The sequence below is a fragment of the Mycolicibacterium arenosum genome (assembly GCF_024320865.1).
Lineage (GTDB): Bacteria > Actinomycetota > Actinomycetes > Mycobacteriales > Mycobacteriaceae > Mycobacterium > Mycobacterium arenosum.
Map to the genome: position 1 here is coordinate 125,906 of NZ_JANDBD010000009.1, position 15,842 is coordinate 141,747.

General features: G+C 68.6%; 14 protein-coding genes and 1 pseudogene. 9 read left to right on the top strand and 6 right to left on the bottom strand.

Going from position 1 to position 15,842, the window contains the following annotated elements:
- Window positions 1-2: 2 nt before the first annotated feature.
- The gene (locus NM203_RS21530) at window positions 3-905 is read right to left on the bottom strand and encodes a cutinase family protein (protein ID WP_255062451.1); all 903 of its coding nucleotides are present in this window, start codon (window positions 903-905) and stop codon (window positions 3-5) included.
- Window positions 906-984: 79 nt separating this feature from the next.
- Complete coding sequence (locus NM203_RS21535) at window positions 985-1,698, bottom strand: NUDIX hydrolase (protein ID WP_255062452.1); 714 nt, start codon at window positions 1,696-1,698, stop codon at window positions 985-987.
- 40 nt (window positions 1,699-1,738) lie between these two features.
- Here NM203_RS21535 and helR point away from each other — a divergent pair.
- Window positions 1,739-3,901: pseudogene (helR, locus tag NM203_RS21540) on the top strand (RNA polymerase recycling motor ATPase HelR); the annotation flags it as partial.
- Between the two features lie 57 nt (window positions 3,902-3,958).
- The gene (locus NM203_RS21545) at window positions 3,959-4,348 is read left to right on the top strand and encodes a GNAT family N-acetyltransferase (RefSeq protein WP_255062689.1); all 390 of its coding nucleotides are present in this window, start codon (window positions 3,959-3,961) and stop codon (window positions 4,346-4,348) included.
- A gap of 4 nt (window positions 4,349-4,352) precedes the next feature.
- Here NM203_RS21545 and NM203_RS21550 read toward each other — a convergent pair whose 3' ends face one another.
- On the bottom strand, window positions 4,353-4,949 hold the full coding sequence (locus tag NM203_RS21550) for an HD domain-containing protein (protein WP_255062453.1): 597 nt from the start codon (window positions 4,947-4,949) through the stop codon (window positions 4,353-4,355).
- 67 nt (window positions 4,950-5,016) lie between these two features.
- Between NM203_RS21550 and NM203_RS21555 the strand changes: the two genes are divergently transcribed.
- Complete coding sequence (locus tag NM203_RS21555; protein WP_255062454.1) at window positions 5,017-7,524, top strand: DEAD/DEAH box helicase; 2,508 nt, start codon at window positions 5,017-5,019, stop codon at window positions 7,522-7,524.
- 4 nt (window positions 7,525-7,528) lie between these two features.
- Here the strand turns inward: NM203_RS21555 and NM203_RS21560 are convergent, their stop codons facing one another.
- Entirely contained in the window at window positions 7,529-8,620 is a 1,092-nt protein-coding gene (locus NM203_RS21560) for a hypothetical protein (protein WP_255062455.1), read from the bottom strand.
- Between the two features lie 188 nt (window positions 8,621-8,808).
- Here NM203_RS21560 and NM203_RS21565 point away from each other — a divergent pair, with 188 nt between their 5' ends.
- Window positions 8,809-9,048: a hypothetical protein gene (locus NM203_RS21565; protein ID WP_255062457.1), complete on the top strand. Its 240-nt coding sequence runs from the start codon at window positions 8,809-8,811 to the stop codon at window positions 9,046-9,048.
- A 55-nt stretch (window positions 9,049-9,103) separates the two neighbouring features.
- Here NM203_RS21565 and NM203_RS21570 read toward each other — a convergent pair whose 3' ends face one another.
- Window positions 9,104-9,751, bottom strand: a complete 648-nt coding sequence (locus NM203_RS21570; protein WP_255062458.1) for a TetR/AcrR family transcriptional regulator — start codon at window positions 9,749-9,751, stop codon at window positions 9,104-9,106.
- 54 nt (window positions 9,752-9,805) lie between these two features.
- On the bottom strand, window positions 9,806-10,303 hold the full coding sequence (locus tag NM203_RS21575) for a DUF4262 domain-containing protein (RefSeq protein ID WP_255062459.1): 498 nt from the start codon (window positions 10,301-10,303) through the stop codon (window positions 9,806-9,808).
- Between the two features lie 45 nt (window positions 10,304-10,348).
- Here NM203_RS21575 and NM203_RS21580 point away from each other — a divergent pair, with 45 nt between their 5' ends.
- The 5 genes from NM203_RS21580 to scnC all read left to right on the top strand — a co-directional run bounded on the left by NM203_RS21580 (window position 10,349) and on the right by scnC (window position 15,808).
- Entirely contained in the window at window positions 10,349-11,896 is a 1,548-nt protein-coding gene (locus tag NM203_RS21580; RefSeq protein ID WP_255062460.1) for an HNH endonuclease signature motif containing protein, read from the top strand.
- A 48-nt stretch (window positions 11,897-11,944) separates the two neighbouring features.
- Window positions 11,945-12,853 (top strand): LysR family transcriptional regulator, encoded by a 909-nt coding sequence (locus tag NM203_RS21585; RefSeq protein WP_255062461.1) that lies wholly within the window; start codon window positions 11,945-11,947, stop codon window positions 12,851-12,853.
- Window positions 12,854-12,866: 13 nt separating this feature from the next.
- A complete protein-coding gene (locus NM203_RS21590; RefSeq protein WP_255062462.1) occupies window positions 12,867-14,168 on the top strand; it encodes an aspartate aminotransferase family protein in 1,302 nt (433 codons plus the stop codon).
- Between the two features lie 96 nt (window positions 14,169-14,264).
- The gene (locus tag NM203_RS21595; protein WP_255062463.1) at window positions 14,265-15,104 is read left to right on the top strand and encodes an SH3-like domain-containing protein; all 840 of its coding nucleotides are present in this window, start codon (window positions 14,265-14,267) and stop codon (window positions 15,102-15,104) included.
- Window positions 15,104-15,808, top strand: a complete 705-nt coding sequence (gene scnC, locus NM203_RS21600; RefSeq protein ID WP_255062464.1) for a thiocyanate hydrolase subunit gamma — start codon at window positions 15,104-15,106, stop codon at window positions 15,806-15,808. Before NM203_RS21595 ends, scnC begins: the two co-directional genes overlap by 1 nt.
- The last annotated feature ends 34 nt before the right edge of the window (window positions 15,809-15,842 follow it).

Here is a 15,842-nt window from a genome sequence, read left to right on the forward strand (position 1 = left end):
GCTCAGCCGTGGGTGGCGGCGAGCGACACCGACGGATCCTGCGCAGGACCGGGCAGCGGGCCCTGAAGGGTCGGATCCAGCGGAGTGGCGTCCTGCAGCGGGGCCGAGCTCACGACCGCCCGGTAGAGCGGTGCACCCCACGCGTGGGCACCCGTGGTGGCGGGCGCGTACGACGTGTGGATCGCGATACCCGCGGCGTTGGTGGTGGCGTCGTCGCCGGCGGTGTCGGGGTCGTAGTCGCAGACCGGGTCGCCGACGTCGCAGACGCTGATGGTGCGCGAGCCGATCGAGACCGGCAGCGGATCGGTCGGGGCGGAGGCTAGGAACGAGTGCTCCTGTGCGACGCCCTTACCGGGTCCGGGCACGACGGCCGCGGAGCCCAGGTTGACGGTGGTGTCGCCGGGCAGCCGGTCGCCGTCGGCGATCAGCAGCGCGGCGGCGACGTTGGGGTTGTCGGCGAGGTCGTGCAGATTGCGGTGGATGGCCATGGCGCCCTGCGAGTAGCCGGCCAGCACCACCTTGGTGGCGGGGCAGCGCTCGGTGAAGGCCGCGAACTGGTCGGCGGTGGCCTCCTCGCCGGCTTCCACGCTGTCCATGAAGCCCATCCAGCCGCCCAGCCCACCGTCGACCGGCACCGGGACGGCCGGGTACTGCACGGCCTCGGCGGTGATGGTCTTGCCCTGGCTCGCCAACGCGGTGCTCAGCTGCTGGTAGGACTCGAAGACCACCGGGCCCATTCCGCCGTTGGCCTGCAGGCCCGCGGCATCCCGCTGGCCCGAGCCCGCGGCACCGATCCAGTGGTAATCGCCACAGCCGGGAACGGCGGCGGCGGTGCCGGTGCCGGTGACCAGCCCGGCGAGACCCAATCCGGTGGCCAACACGGCCAGCGCAACACGACGAGACATGAACAAACCCTCCGACCCTGACTTCTGACGGGTACTTCGTTCGACGGGCGGCCGGGTGTTACAGAAGTGACCTAACTCATCACTGCCAGGCGAAGACCGGTTGTTCCAGCTCGTCGACCGGATCGCCGCGCCCCTCCAGGCCGAGCCATCGCAGCTGCAGCAGCACTGCGCCGGTCGGGGCGTGGATCAGGTCGTTGCCCAGCGGAATCTGCACCACCGGTCGCGGGCTCTCGGGAATCTCGATGAAGCGCGGGGAGTCGTCGCGCTGCAGCTGGTGCAGGCCGACCCGGTAGACGGCGACGACCTCGTCGGGCGAGGGCCGCAGGTCCAGCCTGCCGCCGCCCCAGATGACCACCGGGGTGATGACGTAGCCCGAGCGCGTCGGGTAGTCGTCGAGCAGGCCCAGGACGGACGTCTCCGGCAACCGCACGCCCACCTCCTCTTCGGTCTCCCGCAGGGCGGCGTCGACGACCGTCTCCCCCGCATCGAGCCGACCGCCGGGCAGGGCCCACTGCGCGGCGTGCGACGACAACCGCGAGGTCCGACGGCACAGCAGGAAGGCGGCGCCACCCGAGACGTCGATCATCCGGCCGTCGAGGCCGGGTTCCATCGGCCGGCCGTCGATCCAGTCGTCGACGGGGGCGGGATCCACCCGGTCCTCGCCGACGTCGGAGTCGGCGAGCACCACGGCCACGGCTGCGTGCCGCTTGGTGTCGTCGGTCACGGTCCGACGCGAGTGCGCGATCAGATTGGTGTGAATCCGGTCGCGCAGCGCGTCGTCGTAGGCGATCACCGTTCGAATGTAGACGCGGCGCCTGGGACCATCGGAGGCGATGGCATACGAAGAGGAACTGCGGGCGGAGCAGGAGTACGTCGACGGGCTCTACACGCGACTCGAGGCGGAGCGCGCGAAGGCACAGGGGCGGTACCACGCGGCGCTGCGCGACAGGGGCGAGACCCTCGTCGACCGCGACGTCGAAGTCCGCGCACAGGCCAAGCAGATGAAACGGCTCGACGTCGCCGATGACGGACTGTGCTTCGGTCGGCTCGACTCCGACGAGTCCGAGGTTCTGTACATCGGGCGGATCGGCCTGCTCGACGACGACGCCGGTTACGAGTCGCTGCTGCTGGACTGGCGCGCACCCGCGGCGCGGGCGTTCTACGTCGCCACCGCGGCACACCCGGAGGGCATGCGCCGCCGCCGCCAGTTCCACACCCGAGGGCGGCGGTTGCGCGGCTTCACCGACGACGTCCTCGGCAGACCGGACCATCCTGCGCGGGACGGCGAGGGCAGCCTCGGCGACGCCGCACTGCTGGCCGCGGTTAACGCGCCGCGCGGCGACGGGATGCGCGACATCGTCGCCACCATCCAGGCCGAGCAGGACGACGTCATCCGGCTCGATCACCCCGGCGTGCTGGTCATCGAGGGCGGACCCGGCACCGGCAAGACCGTGGTGGCCCTGCACCGGGTGGCCTATCTGCTCTACACCCAGCGCAAGCAGATGGAGCGCCACGGCGTCCTCGTCGTCGGCCCCAACGAGACGTTCCTCAACCACATCGGCCGCGTGCTGCCGTCGCTCGGCGAGTCCGACGTCGTGTTCACCACCCCCGGCGGCTTCGTCCCCGGTCTGCACGTCACCGCCGAGGACGGCGACGACGCGGCGCGCTTCAAGGGCTCGCTGGGAATGCTCGACGTGCTCGCGGGGGCGATCGCCGACAGACAGCGGCTGCCGGATGAGCCGGTGTCGATCGTGTTGTCGGACACGGAGGTTCGCATCGACGCCGCGACCGCCGAGTGGGCCAGGCAGGAGGCGCGCGATACCGGGCTGCCGCACAACGAGGCGCGGACCACCTTCCGCGACGTCATCACCTACGTCCTGAGCGAGCGGGCCACGTCGCGAATCGGGAAGGGCTGGCTGACGCGCGACGACAAGGCCGCGTGGGATCAGATCAAAGCCGGCGTGATCGGCGACCTCGACGATCACGCCGGCTTCGCGGCCACCCTCGACGAACTGTGGCCGCTGCTGACCCCCGAGGCGCTCCTCGCCACGCTGTACGAGTCGCCCGAGCGGTTACGGGCCGCGGGCGCCGATCCGTCGCTGTGGCGCGAGAACGGCGAGGCGTGGACGGTGTCCGACGTGCCACTGCTCGACGAGTTGGTCGACCTGCTCGGCAGGCACGGCCCCACCGACCTGGCCGCCGAACGGGAGCGTGCGGAGGAGGCCGCCTACGCCGCCGGGGTGCTGGACCTGATGGTGAGCCGTGAGGACCTCATGGACGACGAGGACCAACTGCTCGCCACCGACATGGTCTACGCCGAGGACCTCGCGGAGCGCTTCGAGGAGCGCGATACTCGCGAACTCGTGGAACGCGCTGCCGCGGATCGTGATTGGACGTACCGGCACGTCGTCATCGACGAGGCCCAGGAACTCTCCGAGATGGACTGGCGGCTGCTGATGCGGCGCTGCCCCGCGAAGTCCTTCACGGTGGTCGGCGATCTCGCGCAGCGCCGGTCGGCGGCTGGCGCGACGTCATGGGGAGACGTGTTGAAGCCCTACGTCCCCGGCCGCTGGGTATATCGCGCGCTGTCGGTGAATTATCGGACCCCCGCCGAGATCATGGCCGTGGCCGCCTCGGTGCTCGCCAAGTTCGCCCCGGACGTCCAGCCACCGGATTCCGTGCGCGCCAGCGGCGTGGCGCCGTGGGCGCGGCTCGTCGACGGTGACGAACTGCCCACGGCCATCGCGGAGTTCGTCGGCGAGGAGGCGGCCCGCGTCGGGACGAGTGTGGTGATCGGCCCGCCGGATGTGCCCGGCACCGTGACGCCCGCCGAGACGAAGGGGCTGGAGTTCGACGCGGTGCTGGTCGTCGAGCCGGAACGGATTCTCGCCGAGGGGACACGCGGGGCCGCCGAACTCTACGTCGCGCTGACCCGCGCCACCCAACGGCTCGGCGTCCTGCACCGAGGGCCGCTGCCCGCCTCGCTGGCCGGCCTCGGGAGCGTTCGGGTCCGGGCCGCGACGGCCGCGGACGTGCCGGCCATCGAGCGGATCGTGCAGGACGCCTACGCGCCGTACGTCGAGCGAATCGGGCGGCGGCCGGCGCCGATGGACGCCGATTACGCGGATGCCGTGGCGCACAGCAGGGTACTGGTCGACGGTGACCGGATAATCGGAGTCCTCGCCGCGGTGGTGGAATCCGACCACGTATTCGTCGACAGCGTTGCGGTGGCGCCTGCCGAGACCGGACGCGGTTACGGCCGAATGCTGCTGGCGGACGCCGAGTCTCGCGCGCGGGAGCTCGGGTTGACCCAGACCCGGCTGTACACCAATGCCGCGATGACGGAGAACCTCGCGATGTATCCGCGCCTGGGCTACGTCGAAGTGGACCGTCGCACCGACGAGGGTTTCGATCGGGTGTTCTTCGTCAAGGACGTGCGCTGAGCGGTCAGCGATCGGAGCCAGCGTGACCCGAGCGGAGCAGGGCGTTCCCCGGTTGCAGGAAGCCCGGCCGCTGACGCTGACGCAGTGCCCGCAGCGCTCCGGAGGGGATGACGCGCCTGAAGAAGACGCTCGCGTCGAAGGCGGCACGTACCTCCCTGACGTACGCGCGGGGTAGGCCGAAGCGGATCACGCCCTGGCTGACGTCGACGAGATCGGCCTTGCGTAGCGCTTCCACCAGCGGCGCGTGAGGGCGTTCCGGGCCGTACATCAGCATCCGGTGATGCTCGGCGACGATCAGCGCCAGCTCGTCGGACCAGTTCTCGCGACCGGTCCGTCGCAGCCACGCGTCCTGAGCCTCGATCGACGGCACCAGGTAGTCGAGCGTGTCGAAGGCCGCGAGGTCGTGGAACGCCGCGGCGACGGCCAGCTTGTCATCGCGATCGGGCCCATCCGGGCTGAACGCCCGCGCGTAGTTCAGGATCCGGTACACGTGTGCCTTGTAGGCGTCGAAGCCGACGTCGTCACCGCGGGCGTGGTGACGGTGCGACTCGAGGATCTCCTCGGCGAGTGGCGAACTGCGCAGCAGGTCGGGCGTGGTCACCGGCTGATCGTACGGACCTCGCAGGCCGCCGGACGTGGTTGTCGCGCCCTAGGGCACGCTGGTAGCCGTGACCCTCCCCCTGCCGCCCGAGGGCGCCGACCCCGACGACCTGTTCACGTCGTTCGCGGTCTGGGCCGAGGAGAGCGGCACGACGCTCTACCCGGCGCAGGAGGAGGCGCTGATCGAACTGGTCAGCGGCGCGAACGTGATTCTGGCGACGCCGACCGGGTCGGGCAAGTCACTGGTCGCGACGGGGGCGGTGTACGCGGCGCTGGCGGCGGACCGAACCAGCTTCTACACCGCACCGATCAAGGCACTGGTGAGCGAGAAGTTCTTCGCCCTGTGCGACGTGTTCGGCGCGGCCAACGTCGGCATGCTGACCGGGGACGCGTCGGTCAACGGCGACGCGCCGATCATCGCGTGCACCGCCGAGATCCTGGCCAACATCGCGCTGCGCGAAGGCGCCGACGCGGACATCGGCCTGGTGGTGATGGACGAGTTCCACTTCTACGGCGACCCGGATCGCGGGTGGGCCTGGCAGGTGCCGCTGCTGGAACTGCCGAAGGCGCAGTTCCTGTTGATGTCGGCGACGCTCGGTGACGTGACGAACCTGGCTGAGGACCTCACCCGGCGCACCGGGCGCTCGACGGCGCTGGTGGCCAATGCGGAACGCCCTGTGCCGCTGTACTTCTCGTACGCGACGACGCCGATGCACGAAACCATCGCCGAGTTGCTCGACACGAAGCAGGCGCCGATCTACATCGTGCACTTCACGCAGGCCTCGGCGCTCGAGCGGGCGCAGGCGCTGATGAGTATCAACGTGTGCAGCAAGGACGAGAAGGCCGCCATCGCCGAGACGATCGGCGGCTTCCGGTTCACGACGACCTTCGGCTCCACGCTGTCGCGGCTCGTCCGGCACGGCATCGGGGTGCACCACGCCGGGATGCTGCCCAAGTACCGACGGCTGGTGGAGCAACTGGCGCAGGCCGGCCTGCTCAAGGTCATCTGCGGCACCGACACTCTCGGCGTCGGTATCAACGTGCCGATCCGCACCGTGCTGTTCTCCGCGCTGTCGAAGTACGACGGTGTTCGCACTCGATTGCTCAGTGCGCGTGAGTTCCACCAGATCGCTGGCCGCGCAGGCAGGGCGGGGTTCGACACCGCGGGCACCGTCGTCGTACAGGCGCCGGATCACGAGGTGGAGAACCTCAAACAGTTCGCCAAGGTCGCCGACGATCCGAAGAAGCGCCGAAAGCTAGTGCGCCGCAAGGTTCCCGAGGGGATGGTGCCCTGGAGTGAGTCCACGCTGACGCGGCTGGAGTCCGCCACCCCCGAACCGCTGACGAGCAACATGCGGGTGTCGACGGCGATGATCCTCGACGTGATCGATCGACCGGGTGACCCGTGTTCGGCGATGCGCAGGCTGCTCGAGGAGAACCACGAACCGCGCAAGCGGCAGTTGCGGCACATTCGCGAGGCGATCGGGATCGCGCGCTCGTTGCTGCAGGCCGGTGTGCTGGAGCGGGTGTCGGACGCCGACGGTGTGCAGTATCGGCTGACCGTCGACCTGCCACCCGACTTCGCGCTCAACCAACCGCTGTCGACGTTCGCCCTGGCGGCCGTCGACCTGCTCGACGCCGACTCGGAAACCTTCGCCCTGGACGTGGTTTCGGTGATCGAGGCGACCCTGGAGGATCCTCGCCGCATCCTCGCCGCACAGCTGGACAAGGCGCGCGGGGAGGCCGTCGCGCAGATGAAGGCCGACGGCATCGAGTACGAGCAGCGCATCGAACTCCTCGACGACGTCACCTACCCCAAGCCGCTCGACGACGTGCTCGAGCACGCGTTCACGGTCTACTGCCGAACGAACCCGTGGGCCGCCGACGGGCATCCGTCGCCGAAGGCGATCGTGCGCGAGATGTGGGAGCGCGGACTGACGTTCCGCGAGTTCGTCAGCCTCTACGGGCTGACCCGCTCCGAGGGCGCGGTGCTGCGCTACCTGTCCGACGCGTTCAAGGCACTGCGTTCGGGCGTCCCCGCATCGGCGCGGACCGAGGACTTCACCGACATCGTCGAGTGGCTGGGTGAGCTGGTGCGACAGGTGGATTCGAGCCTGCTCGACGAGTGGGAGCAGCTGACCAACCCCGCTGAGGACTCGGTCGATCCGTCCGCCCATCTCGCGGTGCCGGCCCGCCCGCGTCCGCTGACGGGCAACGAGCGGGCGTTCACCGCGATGGTGCGCAACGCGCTGTTCCGCCGAGTCGAACTGTTCGCCCGTCGGCGCTGGCACGAATTGGGTGAGTTGGACGCGGATTCGGGCTGGAACGCCGATCGCTGGCAGGACGTCGGCCTGGACTACTTCGACGACCACGACTCCGTCGGCACCGGTCCCGATGCGCGCGGCCCTGCGATGCTGATCTTCGATCGCCGGCCCGGCGAGTGGCGGGTGCGTCAGATCCTCGACGACCCCGCGGGCGACCGCGACTGGGGCTTCGACGTCGAGGTCGATCTGGAAGCGTCCGACGAGGAGGGGGCGGCGGTGCTTCGCGTCGTCACTGCGGGGCGACTGGATTGAGGCGTCAGCAGGTCAGCGGTGACAGGGCATCGCGCGTCAGCACGCCCACCCGGTAGTCGCCCTTGCCCGGCCCGGACCACAGGTTCAGCGCCAACACGCCGTCGTGCGCGTCGACGACGCGGTCGTACTGCACATCGCGCCGACGCTCCAGTCCGGTGACCGCACCCGTCCGGCTGTCGACCACGATTGCGTAGTTGTCGCTGTCTCCGCCGAAACCCTTGTCCAGCATCACGAAACGTCCGTAGACGAACAGGTCGGGTACGACGCCATCGGTTTTCAGGTTGAGCCCGGTGACCGTGACGACTCCGCTGTCGGGCGACCAGTACGCCACCCCGGTGCCACCGTTCTCGACGTCGACGATCCAGCCGAACGCGGTGCCGTCGGTGCCCAACGACGCCCGGTCCGCCGCGTCGATATCGGCCAGCGGTTCGGGCAGTTGACCGGGCAGCGTCACCAGGTCAACCCCCGGCCCCGACTCGACGTCGGTCGTGACGCCGGTGGCCGGATCGAACGATCGCACGGTGCCGCGCTCGGATGCGTACGTGTCGAGGGTCAGCCAGAACACCTTGCCGTCGCGCAGGGCGACGGAATCGAGCGCGTTGCGTTCGGGAACGGCTGCGCCGTCGGCCGCTGATTGCGCAGCTACGGTGCGGATCGAACCGTCGGCGCGGTCCATGATCTCGATGCGCTTGATCGTCGGGAGTACGCCGTTGGATGCGCGCGGGATGCGATCGAGCGCTAAGACGATCCAGCGATCGTCGATTGCCGCGTAGCCGATGTCGAACGTGTCGGGGTCCGGAACCGCGTAGATGTCACGCACGCTCTTGTCGGTCCCGATCAGAATCAGATCGCGAGTGCTGCCGTTGTCTCGAACCGCGAGCACCTCACCGCCGGGCGCGACAGCGCGGGCCGTCGTCGACACCCCGCCGGTGTCGACGCCGCTGCCCGCGATCGCCGCCGTCCACGCCGGCGGTTCGGCGACGGTGCACGACAGCCGAGTCACAGGAGCTGCGGGGGCGCCCGACTCCCTATCCGTGCAGGCGGCGACAGGTACCGCCACCACCAGTGCGGCAACCGCGGCGAGCGTTCTGATCACCCCGCCAGTTCACCGCAGGTACCTCAAACAATCCTCAAATCATGCCGTACCTGGACGCAATAGTCCGTTGCTCTAGCGCGAATCCGCTGTTAAACGTGCATTTCCCGCCTTGACCAGGGGCATTAATGGACGATATAGTTCAGTTCGCGTTGACACCGAGAACCTGAAGCCCTGGATAGGACTGCACGATGAAGAAGCACACAACCCGCCGAATCGCCGCGACCGTCGGCATCTCCGCCGCGATCCTCGGCGGCGCCCTGACCGCATGCGGCACCGACAAGGAAGAGCCGGCGCCGAGCACTGAGACCTCGACGACGACGCCGTCGGTGTCGCCCACCGAGAAGAGCATCAACCCCACGGGTGGCAACCTGTTCACCCCGTCGGTGAAGGCGCCGCCCGCACCCACCGCGGTTCCCGGCGACAACTGATCGTCTGAAAAAGTTTGGGGCAGTTCGATTCCGAACTGCCCCAACTTTTCTGTCGCTAGTCGGCGTCCACGGCTCCGGCGGGCGCGAAGGACCTGATGTGTGCGATGGCCGAATCCAGGGCGGTCTGCATGAGCCGCGGATCGTGCGCGGTTTGCGACAGCAGATATCCACCCTCCACGGCGGCGAGCAGTCCGGTCGCCAACGTCGGTGCGTCGACGTCGGCCCGCAACCGCCCACTGTCACGCATGCGCTCCAGGGTTGCGGCCAACAGCCCCCGCCATTCCGCGAAGTGCTCGGCCAGGGACATGCGCGCCTTGTCATCGGTGTCCGACAATTCCGCAGCGAGCGAGCCGAGTTCACATCCCCACAGGCCGCGGCGCAAGGTACAGCGCTGCACCATCGCGGTGCGCCACTGGTGAAGCCCGCGGAACGAGTCCACCTTCTCCAGCCTGATGCGCTGCCAGGACAGGATCTCATCGGCACGCAGCGTGATGACCTCGTAGACCAGCTCAGTCTTGTCCCTGAAGTGTTGATAGAACTGCGATTTGCTGGTCACGCTGGCGGCGAGTACCTCGTCGATGGTGGTAGCAGCCACCCCTTTGGCGTGCATCAGTTCGGCCGCCGCAAGCACGATGCGAGTGCGGGTAGCGGCGCCGCGCGACGTCAGCTTCGGCTTCGGCGGGCCGCTCGATGGAGGCGGCATCCGTCAACTGTAGACCGTATGTGGACGATTCGGTCCAAGTGTGTGCGACCGTCGTTACGGGGGCGGCCACGGGCTCCGCACGCCGAGAACCGGCTGCACGCCTCGCTCGTCGTTCCAGCCTTTCTCCCACGGCCATCGGCCTTTGTCGTCAGCCCACACCAACTGCAACGCGCGAACGTCTTTGCCGCAGATTCGTGCGGCGTACTTCAGGTGCACATCAGGGTGCGCGACCGCAACGACTTCCATCAGGAACCTGTCCTCGTAGTCGATCAGCATCGCGGGGGCCACGGTCGCGCCGTCATCGACGATCATGTGCCCGATCGACTTCAACACCCTGTTAGACACATGGCCGTCGAGTCCCGTGACCAACAACTCGGGAACGCCGCGGTTGTGTAGACCGATGGTGTACGCGAACGGCCGCCTCTCGTGATGTACGTACTGAACCACCCATCCGTGATGCTCTGTCATCCCTGCACGCAGCTCATTGAGGCACTTGTCGCACATATTCCAACTCCCTTGTCGACCGTTTGGAATCAGCTTGAGGCCGGCCACCGACAACCCCGATTCTTGTCACAAGTACGGGGTAGAATCGAACACATGTTCGAAGGCTTGAGTGCGCGGGAGTTGGTCGACGTGATCACCGCGCGTGCTCGGTCCAGTGCGGTTGCGGATGCGGAGAGGTACGCGGCGATCGCGGAGTTGGCGCGGCGCCGGCTGCGCGACGGCGTGGAGCTCGAGGACGCCGCCGCCGATGCCGTCGACGGGGCGGCCGCGGAGATCTCGGCCGCGTTGAACATCGGTCACGGCCGCGCGCTCGGCGAGATCGACATCGCGACCATGTTGCGCGACACGTTCCCGCGCGTGAACGCCCTGTTCCTGCAGGGCGTGGTCACCGGGCGGCGGGTCTGGATCCTGGCGAAGCGCACCGATCTCGTCGTCGATCCGGACGTGATGGCGCAGTTGGATCGGGTGCTCGCCGACCGGATCCTCGGGTGGGGTCCGCTCTCGGAGTGGAAGTTCGAACAACTCCTCGACGCCGAGATCGCCCGCATCGACCCCGCCGCGGTGCACCGGGTCCGCGAACAGGTCCGCGACCGCGACTTCGTCGTCGGCCGCCACGACGGCTCGGGCACCGTGGCCTACTGGGGCCGGATGACCGGACCCGACGCCGCGATCGCCGTCACGCAGATCCGGCGGATGGCGCGCAGCGTGTGCCCCGACGACCCCCGCACCCTCAAACAGCGCCGTGGTGACGCGCACGCCGCGCTGATGGCCGGATCCACCGTCCTGGCGTGTCGATGCGGCAACCCGGACTGCGCCGCCGCCACCGTCACCGACGCCGCGGCCAGCAGTGTGAGCATCCACGTCATCACCGATCGGGCCACCCTCGACACCGCCCTGGCCACCGGTGGCGCGGCCGAGTCCGATCTGCACGGCCCCCGCACCGTGGAGGGCGAACTCGACGAGATCATCGACGAGGTCGAGGAGGACGCCCAGCACGACGCCGACACCCGCACCGACGACCACGTCGAGGAACCGCCCGTCCCCGACCCCGGGCCCGAGTCACGGCCTCTGGCGATCATCCCCGGCCACGGCGTCGTCCCCCCGCCCCTGCTGGCCGACCTCATCGCCCGCGGCGCCACGATCCGACCTATCACCAGCCCCCGCGAGGACGCCGAACCGCGCTACCGCCCCTCGGCGGCCACCGATCACTTCGTCCGCCTGCGCGACCTCACCTGCCGGGCACCGGGCTGCGACCGGCTCGCCGAATTCACCGACATCGACCACACCGTGCCGTATCCGGCCGGGCCGACGCATGCCGGTGGCCTCAAGTGCGATTGCCGAAAACATCACCTGATCAAGACGTTCCACGCCGGCTGGTCCGAGGACCAACTTCCCGACGGGACCGTCATCACGACCACGCCCACCGGGCACACCTACACCACCAAGCCGGGAATCACGCTGTTGTTCCCGGACGCCGACGTCACCACCCCCGCACCCCGACCCACCCGGCCACCACCGCCCAGCCCGTACCGCTCGATGATGATGCCCCGCCGACAACGCACCCGCGCCCAAGCCAAGGCCCAACGCATCAACGCCGAGCGCGCCAAGAACATCCACGACGAGGAACCCCCACCGTTCTGAAAAGCGATCGTCCTCGACACTGTTCATCGCCGATTACGATCATTACTCGTGTTCGAATTGCGACATCTCGCCGCGCTGGATGCGATTGCATCAGCGGGCTCGTTCGGCAAGGCGGCGACCGCGCTCGGCTACTCCCAATCCACCCTGAGCCAGCAGGTCGCGTCCCTCGAGAAGGCCGTCGGTGGAAAGCTTTTCGATCGCACGGGCGGGCCTCGTCCGGCCCAGCTCACTCCGCTCGGACGCCTGGTGCTCGAGCACGGTCGTGACCTCCTCGCTGCTGCGGAAGCGGTGTCCGACGCGATCGATCGCTTCCAGGCGGGGTCCGGACGGGTCGACATCGGCACGTTCCAAACGGTGACGAACACGCTGCTGCCGCGGGTGGTCCGACAGCTGAGGGACGTTCATCCGGACTGCGAGATCAAACTCTTCGAAGACGACGCCGAGGTGCCGCAACTCGAGGGCCTGGACGTGTTGTTCGTCGACGGCCCGGCCCCGCCGGACGTCGACTCCACCCTGATCCTGCGGGATTCGCTCGTCCTGCTCGCTGCCGCAGGCGATCTCGAACCGGGACCGGTCGACATCACCCGACTGAACGGCGCGGCGATGGTGGCGCAGCCGCCGATCTGCGACCAGCGCCGGGTCGAGGCGGCCCTCGACGCCATGGGCGTGTTCCCGCAGTTCGTGTTCCGCACGGCGGACAACACCGCCGTGGTGAGCATGGTCAACGCGGGACTCGGATGGGCGATCATGCCCTGGCTCGCCGTCTCGACGCTGCTCCCGTCGACCGTCACCACTCACCCCCTGACCCCGGCCCTGGAGCCTCGGGAGATCCACGCGCTCAGCGCCGGCACGATGTCGCCGCTGGCCGTGAAGGTCGTCGAGCTGACGCAGTTGGCCGCACGCGACGCCGCCCGCGATGCCCCCGCCGGGATGATAAGGCTGCGCGCCCGCCGCTGATACGGTCGTTCGCATGGACAGCCAGCAGTTCTGGAGCGACGCCGACCGCCACCTGGTTCGGTACGGCTCGTCGTTCGTCCCGCGAATCATCAAGCGCGCCAAGGGTAGTTACGTCTACGACCAGGACGGCACCGCGATCCTGGACTTCACGTCGGGCCAGATGAGCGCCGTCCTCGGACACGGCCATCCCGACATCGTCGCCACGGTCGCCCGATCCGTCGACACGCTGGACCACCTCTACAGCGGCATGCTCAGCGAGCCCGTCGTCACCCTGGCGACCACGCTCTCGGCCACGCTGCCCCCGTCGCTGAGCCGGACGCTGCTACTGACCACCGGGGCCGAATCCAACGAGGCGGCCATCAAGATGGCCAAGCTCTACACCGGCCGCTACGAGGTGGTGTCGTTCGATCGGTCCTGGCACGGGATGACGTCCGGTGCGGCCTCGGCGACCTTCAGCGCGGGCAGGCGCGGCTACGGGCCGCCGATGCCGGGAAACCTCACCCTGCCGACGCCCAACGCGTACCGCTCGCCGTTCCGGAACGCCGACGGCTCCCACGACTGGCTGACCGAACTCGAGTACGGGTTCGCGATGGTGGACGCGCAGTCGTCGGGCAGCCTCGCCGCGTGCCTGGTCGAGCCGATCCTCTCGTCGGGCGGGATCATCGAGCTGCCCGAGGGCTATCTCCGGCGACTCAGCGAACTCTGCTCCGAGCGCGGAATGCTGCTGATCCTGGACGAGGCGCAGACCGGCGTCGGGCGCACCGGCACGATGTACGCGTTCGAACGCGACGGCGTCACTCCCGACCTGCTGACGTTGTCGAAGACGCTCGGCGCGGGACTACCCGTCGCGGCCGTCGTCACCAGTGACGAGATCGAAAGCCGCTGCCACGAGCGGGGTTTCCTGTTCTTCACCACTCACGTATCCGATCCGCTCGCCGCGGCGGTGGCGGTGACGGTGCTCGACGTCGTCGCACGTGAAGGTCTCGTCGCACGAGCAGCGCAGCTCGGTGAGCGGCTCTCGGCACGGCTGCTCGACCTGCAGGACCGCTACGAGGAGGTCGGCGACGTGCGCGGTCGCGGCCTGCTCCAGGGGCTCGAGCTGGTGACGGACAAGGAGTCGAGGACCCCGGCCGACAGCACGGGCGCCCGCGTCACCGCGGAATGCCTCGAGCGGGGGCTGCACATGAACATCGTGCAACTGCCCGGCATGGGCGGGATCTTCCGCATCGCGCCGCCGCTCACGGTGACCGACGACGAACTCGAATCCGGGCTCGACATCCTGGACGCGTCGTTGAAGTCGGTGCTCACCCGATGAGTTAGACGTTCCGAATTGATCTCCTTCGAAAACAATGCGCGAGGGCGCCCGCAACCTTTAACCTAAAGCCCTTAGAGAGCTCTCGAAGGGGACTTGATGAGCACAGCGGCTGAACGCGCACGCCAACTCGATCTCGTCGGCCGCTTGAAATCGGCCTTTCCCGAGATCCCCGACGCGCCCTATCCGGACCTGATGGACCACGGCCGGATCGTCGCGCTCACCAAGCCGGTGCACGACGTCGGCGGCGAACCCGACGCACCGATGAAGTACGTCAACAAGGACTACGAGTACTGGGAGCACATGACGTACGTCATCTGCGAAGTGCTCGCCTGGCGGGGTATCTGGCTGTCCGAGGAACGCCGCAGGATCGGCAACGTCGACGTGGGACGTGCTGTGTATCAGGGCTTTCCGTACTACGGCCGCTGGTTGCTCTCGGTCGCGCGCGTACTGGTTGAGAAGCACCACATCGGGCTCACCGAACTCACCGAACGGATGATCGAGGTCCGGGACCGCTACGCCGACGGGCTGGCGGGCAGGCAACTCAAGGCCGAGCCGAAGTCCGAGGGCGACGGATCGCAGGTCGCCCGCAACGAGCATCACATCCACGCCGTCGGCAAGGGCGACCCTCAGGTCTACGCCGGCCAGGCGGGCGAGGCCGCGTTCGCGGTCGGTGATCGCGTGGTGGTGCGCGACGAGTTGCCCGTGCTGTTCTACACCCGCACCCCCGAGTACTGCCGGGGCGCCGAGGGCGAGATCGCCGTCGTCGCCTACGAGAGCCCAGCCGCCGAGGACGAGACGTGGGCTCGGGCCGATGCCAAGCCGGAGTGGTTCTACGTCGTGCAGTTCCGGATGGCCGACCTGTGGGACGACTACACCGGATCCCCAACGGACACACTGCGAACCGAGATCCCGGAACACTGGCTGCGAGGAGCATAATGCACGACCACGACCACGATCACGACCGCACTGTCAAGCCGATGGTCGACGAGATCACCGACTTCGAGGTGCTGGAGATCGCCCTGCGCGAACTGTGCATCGAGAAGGGCATCTTCACCGCCGAGGAGCATCGCCGCTTCACCGAGTTCGCCGAACAGATCGGGCCGACGCCCGCGGCGCGGCTGGTGGCACGGGCGTGGCTCGACCCCGATTTCAAAGCGCTGGCACTGTCCGAGCCGATGACCGCCAGCAAGGAGGTCGGCGTCGACTGGATGGAGCCCACCGGGTTCGGCACGCCCAGCGACTTCACCGCATTCGAGATCCTGGCCGACACCCCGACCGTGCACCACGTCATCGTGTGCGCGCTGTGCTCCTGCTACCCGCGACCGATCCTCGGCAACTCCCCCGAGTGGTATCGCACGCCCAACTACCGGCGTCGGCTGGTCCGGTGGCCGCGGCAGGTGCTCTCCGAGTTCGGCCTCTACCTCGGCGACGACGTCGAAGTGCGCGTTCAGGATTCGAATCAGAAGCACCGTTTCATGGTCATGCCGCTGCGCCCGGCGGGCACCGACGGCTGGACCGAGGATCAGCTGGCCGAGATCGTCACCCGCGACTGCCTGATCGGTGTCGCGCTGCCCAAGGCCGGCGTGACGACGAACGTCGTCGTCGAGACCCGCCCCGCAATCCATCCGAGCGGCGCGTGAACACCCCGCCCGACGCGTTGGCGGGAATCGTCGA

Coding starts and splice junctions, on each gene's coding strand:
- NM203_RS21590 (WP_255062462.1), top strand. CDS start 12,867: ATGGACAGCCAGCAGTTCTGGAGCGACGCCGACCGCCACCTGGTTCGG.
- NM203_RS21570 (WP_255062458.1), bottom strand. CDS start 9,751: ATGCCGCCTCCATCGAGCGGCCCGCCGAAGCCGAAGCTGACGTCGCGC.
- scnC (WP_255062464.1), top strand. CDS start 15,104: ATGCACGACCACGACCACGATCACGACCGCACTGTCAAGCCGATGGTC.
- NM203_RS21565 (WP_255062457.1), top strand. CDS start 8,809: ATGAAGAAGCACACAACCCGCCGAATCGCCGCGACCGTCGGCATCTCC.
- NM203_RS21530 (WP_255062451.1), bottom strand. CDS start 905: ATGTCTCGTCGTGTTGCGCTGGCCGTGTTGGCCACCGGATTGGGTCTC.
- NM203_RS21595 (WP_255062463.1), top strand. CDS start 14,265: ATGAGCACAGCGGCTGAACGCGCACGCCAACTCGATCTCGTCGGCCGC.
- NM203_RS21580 (WP_255062460.1), top strand. CDS start 10,349: ATGTTCGAAGGCTTGAGTGCGCGGGAGTTGGTCGACGTGATCACCGCG.